Below are 6,078 nucleotides of genomic sequence, written 5' to 3'. Positions count from 1 at the left end.
AGTGCGAGACCGCCTTCTCCGCGCCGATGCCGGTGAGGGAGCGGACCTCCATCTCGGCCTGCTTGACCGGGTCCTCGCGCCGCTTGTCGAGCACGGTGCCGAGCCAGCCGAGGAAGAACGCGAGCGGGATCGAGACGATGCCCGGGTTGCTCAGCGGGAACCAGGCGAAGTTGGCGCCGGCGATCATCGAGGTCTTCGTGCCGGAGACGACCGGCGAGAAGGCGATGAGCAGGATCGCCGAGCCGAGGCCGCCGTAGATGCTCCACAGGGCGCCCTGGGTGGTGAACTTCTTCCAGAAGAGCGAGTAGAGGATCGTGGGCAGGTTGGCCGACGCCGCGACTGCGAACGCGAGGGCCACGAGGAACGCCACGTTCTGGCCGTTGGCGAAGATGCCGCCGATGATCGCGAAGATGCCGATCACGATCACAGTACGGCGGGCCACCTTCACCTCGGAGGCGGGGGTGGTCTTGCCCTTGGCGAGGACGTTGGCGTAGATGTCGTGGGCGAACGACGCCGCTGCCGTGATGGTCAGGCCGGCGACGACGGCGAGGATCGTTGCGAACGCGACCGCCGAGATGAAGCCCAGCAGGAGCGGTCCGCCGAGCTGGAACGCGAGCAGCGGGGCCGCCGAGTTCACGCCGCCCGGAGCGGCCTTGATCGCGTCCGCGCCGATGAGGGCTGCGGCGCCGTAGCCGAGGACGAGGGTGAAGAGGTAGAACGCGCCGATGAGCCAGATTGCCCACACGACCGACTTGCGGGCCTCCTTGGAGGTGGGCACGGTGTAGAAGCGCATGAGCACGTGCGGGAGGGCAGCGGTGCCGAGCACGAGGGCCAGCCCGAGGGAGATGAAGTCCAGCTTGGAGGTGTCGGACTTGCCGTACTGCAGGCCCGGGTTGAGGATCTTCTCGCCGCCTGCGCCGGCCGCCTCGACCGCGCTGCCGAGGAGGGTGGAGAGGTTGAAGCCGTTGATCGCGAGGACCCAGATGGTCATGGCGAAGGCGCCGATGATGAGCAGGACGGCCTTGATGATCTGCACCCAGGTGGTGCCCTTCATGCCGCCGAGGAGCACGTACATGATCATGAGGGCGCCGACCACCGTGATCACGACGGACTGGCCGGCCCAGTCCGAGATGCCCAGGAGGAGGGCGATGAGCCCGCCTGCGCCGGCCATCTGGGCCAGGAGGTAGAAGAAGCACACGGCGAGCGTGGAGATGGCCGCCGCGATGCGGACCGGCTTCTCGCGGAGGCGGAACGAGAGCACGTCCGCCATGGTGAACTTGCCGGTGTTCCGCAGGAGCTCGGCGACGAGCAGGAGCGCGACGAGCCACGCGACGAGGAACCCGATCGAGTACAGGAAGCCGTCGTAGCCGTTGACGGCGATCGCGCCGGTGATGCCCAGGAACGAGGCGGCCGAGAGGTAGTCGCCGGCGATGGCGGTGCCGTTCTGGCCTCCGGTGAAGGAGCGGCCGCCCGCGTAGTAGTCGGCGGCGGTCTTGTTGTTCTTGCTGGCGCGCAGCACGATCACGATCGTCACCGCGACGAAGAGGGCGAAGATCGCCATGTTGAGCCAGGAGCTCTCCTGAAGGTTGGCTGCGAGGTTCATCGCGCGGTCTCCTCTCCAGCCGAGGCGGTGCGGGCCGTGGCGTCGAAGTCGTGGTGCTCGATCTCGCTGCGGATCGCCTCCGCGGCCGGGTCGAGCTTCTTGTTGGCGTGGTGGACGTACCACGCGGTGATCCCGAAGGTGGTCACGAACTGGAGCAGGCCCAGCACGAGTCCGAGGGTGATGTTCCCGGCGACCTTGATGGACATGAAGTCGTGCGCGTAGTCGGCCAGCAGCACGTACAGGAAGTACCAGAGCAGGAACGCTCCGGCGAGGGGGAAGACGAAGCTGCGGTGGCTCCTGCGCAGTTCGCGGAACTCTCCGCTGGACTGGACCAGCTGGAAGTCGGGATGCGCGGCCTGTGCCGTCGCGTCCCGCGAGGCGTCATTGCCCAATGGATCCTCCTCGGGAGGCCGGGATCACGGCCCCGGCATGTGAGTGATGCACATCACTCTCGCGTGCGCCCGGAGTGCCGTTCCAGAGGTTTCGCGCCTGCATCGCCCAGCGGAGGCGGGCGTGCGCCGAACGGCGCCCCCTCGACGGCGAGCGGCGGATAGCCTTGGCTCCATGTCCCAGGATGCGCTCTCGCTCGCGGTCATCGCGCTCGTGCTGGTGGCGGGCGCCGTCGTGGCCCTCGTCGCCTGGCGCGTGGGGCGCTCGCGGAGGGACTTCGGCAGCGACGCGGAGCGCGCCAGCTACACGATCCTCCACTCGGCCGCCCAGGCCGGCCGTTACCTGCGGGGCGGCCTCGACCCGGACGGCGCCGCGAAGGCAGCGGGACACCTGCGCTCGATGCTCGGCGCTCCGGCGCTGGCCCTCACCGACGAGTCCCGGCTCATCGCGTGGGACGGCGCCGGGAGCGCACACCAGAGCACCGTCATGGCCCTCGCGCAGCAGACCCTCGCTGCCGGCCGCACGCGCGTCGTGGACGACGCCGAGCTGGACTGCGCCGCCGCCGGCTGCACCGAGCGCGACTGCCCGGTGCGCGGCGCGGTGGTCGCCCCGGTGCGTGCCGCGAACCGCGTGATCGGCACCGTCGTGGCGTTCTCGCCGTCGCCGGGGGCGGGGGCCGGGCTGGTGCGGGCCACGGGCGAGGTCGCCGACTGGGTCGCGACCCAGGCCGAGCTCGCCGAGCTGGACCGGTCCAGGACGCTCCTGATGGAGGCCGAGGTGCGGGCGCTGCGGGCCCAGATCAGCCCGCACTTCATCTACAACTCGCTCAATGCCATCGCCTCCTACATCCTGACCGACCCCGCGCGCGCCCGGGAGCTCGTCGTCGAGTTCGCCGACTTCACCCGCTACTCGTTCCGCCGCCACGGAGACTTCACCACCCTCGCCGAGGAGCTGAAGAGCATCGACCGGTACCTCCTGCTCGAGCGGGCCCGCTTCGGCGAGCGGCTCCAGGTGAGCCTGCGCATCGCGCCCGAGGTGCTCGGAACCGTCGTGCCGTTCCTGAGCCTCCAGCCCCTCGTCGAGAACGCCGTCCGCCACGGGCTCGAGGCCCGGGAGTGCGTCGGGCACATCTCGATCACGGCGGAGGACTCGCCGAACGAGGCCATCGTGCGGATCGAGGACGACGGCGCCGGCATGGACCCCGAGCGGCTCCGAGAGGTCCTCGCAGGGCACGCCGGCGGAGTGCACGTGGGGCTGCGGAACGTGGACGCCCGCCTGCGCCAGGTGTACGGCGACGACCACGGCCTCGTCGTCGAGACGGCCCCCGGGGAGGGCACGCTCATCACGCTGCGCATCCCCAAGTCGCAGCCCCAGCACGACGTGCGGCCGCCACTAGACTGAGGCGCATGATCACCGCCCTCGTCGTCGACGACGAGCTGCCCGCCGTCCAGGAGCTCTCCTACCTCCTCGGCCGCGACGAGCGCGTCTCGACGGTCCACACGGCGACCTCGGGGACGGAGGCGCTCAAGGTCCTCGAGCGCGAGGACGTGGACGCGATCTTCCTCGACATCCACATGCCCGGCCTCACAGGCCTCGAGCTCGCCCGAGTCATCGCCCGCTTCGCCTCTCCCCCAGCGGTCGTCTTCGTCACCGCCGACGAGGACCATGCCCTCGAGGCCTTCGACCTCGCCGCCGTCGACTACCTCCTCAAGCCCGTCCGGCCCGAGCGGCTCGAGCGCTGCGTGGGGCGGATCGTGGACCAGCACGACGGCGCGCGCCCCCACCCCGACGCCGCGCCGGAGGTCATCACCGTCGAGCAGGGAGGGGTGACCCGGATGATCAGGCGGGACGACGTCGCGTTCGTCCAGGCACAGGGCGACTACGCGCGCCTCCACACGCCGGAGGGCTCATACCTCGTGCGCGTCCCGCTGACCGACCTCGAGCGGCAGTGGGGCCCGGCCGGGTTCGTGCGCATCCACCGCTCCTACCTCGTCGCCATGGACGCGGTGCAACAGCTGAGGCTCGGGGGCCCGCAGCCGTTCGTGGTCGCCGGCGGCGCAGAGCTGCCCGTGAGCCGCCGGCTCCTGCCCGGGCTCCGCGAACGGCTCGCGGCGACCAGGATCAGGCCGCTGACGTGAGCACCGCACCGGGCCGGGAGGACCCAGAGGCGATGCGCGCCGTCGACCGCTCCAAGCGGGTCCGGGTCACGGCGCCGGTCTCGAGCGCCGCGCCGGCCCCGCGCTCCCCCTCGCTCTCCCGCGAGGTGGCCGAGCAGTCGGACGTGGGCGGCGTCGTCCTGCGGTCCCTGATGCGCTCGCAGCTGCGGCTCGCGCTCGTCGTCGCGGGCGCATTCCTCGCGGCGATCGGTTCCGTGTGGGCGGTCTCCGAGCTCGCCGCGCAGCTGCCGTGGCTCCCCGGGCTGCCGCTCGTGTGGCTGCTCATCGGCGGCCTGCCGTACCCGGCTGCGGTCGTCTGCGGCATCGCGTACTACCGCGCCGCCACGCGGAACGAGCAGCGCTACGCCGAGCTCCTCGAGGACCGCCCGTGACACCCGCGATCGGGCTCTCCGCGATCGGGCTCGTCGCCGCGGCGACGGTGCTCGTGGGCTTCTACGGGCTCCGGATCTCCCGCACCACGGGGGACTTCTATGTCGCCTCCCGGACGGTCCGACCATGGTGGAACGCCTCGGCGATCGGGGGCGAGTACCTCTCGGCGGCGAGCTTCCTCGGCGTCGCCGGCCTCATCATGGTCACCGGCGCGACGGGGCTCTGGTACCCGGTCGGGTACACCGCCGGGTTCCTCATGCTGCTCCTCTTCGTCGCGGCCCCCCTGCGCCGGTCCGGCGCCTACACCGTGCCCGACTTCGCCGCCGCACGCCTCGGGTCGCTCGCGGCGCGCCGCACTACCAGCGTCCTCGTCGTGCTCATCGGCTGGCTGTACATCGTGCCCCAGCTCCAGGGCGCCGCGCTGGCGGTGCGCATCACCACGGGCCTGCCGGGCTGGACCGGGTCCGCGGCGGTGGTCGCCGTCGTCGTGCTCGCCGTCATGCTGGGCGGGATGCGCTCCATCACCTTCGTCCAGGCGTTCCAGTTCTGGCTCAAGCTCGCGGCCATCGCCGTGCCGGCGGTGTTCCTCGCGCTGCACTTCGCGGGCCAGGGCGTGGAGCCGTCGTCGGACCCCTCCGCGCTCGAGGCCATCCCGTACCAGCTCGGCACGCCCGACGGCGGCTACCGCACCGTCTCGCTCATGGTCGCCCTGCTCTTCGGGACCCTCGGGCTCCCCCACGTCCTCGTGCGCTTCTACACCAACCCCGACGGGCGCACCGCGCGCAGGACCACGGTGATCGTGCTCGGGCTGCTGTCGGTGTTCTACGTGTTCCCGACCACGTTCGGGGTCCTGGGCCGCCTCGCCGCGCCGGAGCTGGCCGGCGAGGGGGACGCCCTCGCGATCCTGCTGCCGCAGCGCCTCGTGCCGGGGCCACTCGGGACGGCCCTCTCGGCGCTCGTGCTGGCCGGGGCCATGGCGGCGTTCCTGTCGACCACGTCGGGCCTGCTCGTGTCCGTCGCCGGCGTCATCAGCCAGGAGTTCTTCGGCGGCAACGTACGCGGGTTCCGCGCGGCTGCGGCGCTGTCCGCTCTCGTCCCGCTCGTCGCGGCGCTCAGCGCAGGCCCGCAGGCCCTCGCCGGCAGCGTCGGGCTCGTGTTCGCCTTCACCGCCTCGACGATCTGCCCCCTGCTCGTCCTCGGGATCTGGTGGCGCCGGCTCACGACCGTCGGCGCGGTCGCCGGGATGGTGACGGGCGCCCTCGCGTGCGGGGGCGCACTCGTCGCCTCCGGGGTGCTCGGCGCTGCGGCGGCTGCCAGCGGTCCCGTCGATCCCAGCGTGAAGGTCGCCGCGGCGCTGTGCGCCCAGCCCGCGGCGTGGACCGTTCCCCTCGCGTTCGCCGTCATGGCGATCGTGTCGCGCGCCAGCCGGCGGCGCGTCCCCCGCGGGGCGGACCGCTTCCTCGTGCGGATCCACTCGCCCGAACCGGCCGACTGACCGCGCCGCCCACGCCGGGCTGCGCCCACGCCGGGCCGCTTCGC

Annotated in this window: 6 protein-coding genes; 4 read left to right on the top strand and 2 right to left on the bottom strand. The window is 72.0% G+C overall.

Annotated elements, in window-relative coordinates:
* Together ABD298_RS11080 and ABD298_RS11075 are read right to left on the bottom strand one after the other, a co-directional pair.
* Positions 1-1,603 (bottom strand): solute symporter family protein (locus ABD298_RS11080; RefSeq protein WP_344299737.1); only part of this gene is annotated, 1,603 nt, incomplete at its 3' end.
* The gene (locus ABD298_RS11075) at positions 1,600-1,995 is read right to left on the bottom strand and encodes a DUF485 domain-containing protein (RefSeq protein WP_344299736.1); all 396 of its coding nucleotides are present in this window, start codon (positions 1,993-1,995) and stop codon (positions 1,600-1,602) included. The genes ABD298_RS11075 and ABD298_RS11080, both read right to left, overlap by 4 nt.
* A gap of 172 nt (positions 1,996-2,167) precedes the next feature.
* Here ABD298_RS11075 and ABD298_RS11070 point away from each other — a divergent pair, with 172 nt between their 5' ends.
* From ABD298_RS11070 to ABD298_RS11055, 4 genes are read left to right on the top strand one after another with little or no spacing between them, the layout of a single operon-like run.
* Positions 2,168-3,394, top strand: a complete 1,227-nt coding sequence (locus ABD298_RS11070; RefSeq protein WP_344299735.1) for a sensor histidine kinase — start codon at positions 2,168-2,170, stop codon at positions 3,392-3,394.
* A 5-nt stretch (positions 3,395-3,399) separates the two neighbouring features.
* Positions 3,400-4,131 (top strand): LytR/AlgR family response regulator transcription factor, encoded by a 732-nt coding sequence (locus tag ABD298_RS11065; protein ID WP_344299734.1) that lies wholly within the window; start codon positions 3,400-3,402, stop codon positions 4,129-4,131.
* Positions 4,128-4,541 carry a hypothetical protein gene (locus ABD298_RS11060; protein ID WP_344299733.1) on the top strand — a complete coding sequence of 138 codons (414 nt, stop codon included), beginning with the start codon at positions 4,128-4,130 and terminating at the stop codon, positions 4,539-4,541. Before ABD298_RS11065 ends, ABD298_RS11060 begins: the two co-directional genes overlap by 4 nt.
* Positions 4,538-6,034 (top strand): sodium/solute symporter, encoded by a 1,497-nt coding sequence (locus ABD298_RS11055; RefSeq protein WP_344299732.1) that lies wholly within the window; start codon positions 4,538-4,540, stop codon positions 6,032-6,034. Before ABD298_RS11060 ends, ABD298_RS11055 begins: the two co-directional genes overlap by 4 nt.
* The last annotated feature ends 44 nt before the right edge of the window (positions 6,035-6,078 follow it).

Source organism: Sinomonas flava (assembly GCF_039531875.1).
In the GTDB taxonomy this organism is placed as follows: domain Bacteria; phylum Actinomycetota; class Actinomycetes; order Actinomycetales; family Micrococcaceae; genus Sinomonas; species Sinomonas flava.
The sequence above is the reverse complement of the archived record's forward strand: the minus strand, read 5'-3'. Positions and strand labels throughout refer to the sequence as shown.

Excerpts from the sequence above, each read along its gene's own strand:
- ABD298_RS11065 (WP_344299734.1), top strand. The coding sequence starts at position 3,400 with ATGATCACCGCCCTCGTCGTCGACGACGAGCTGCCCGCCGTCCAGGAG.
- ABD298_RS11070 (WP_344299735.1), top strand. The coding sequence starts at position 2,168 with ATGTCCCAGGATGCGCTCTCGCTCGCGGTCATCGCGCTCGTGCTGGTG.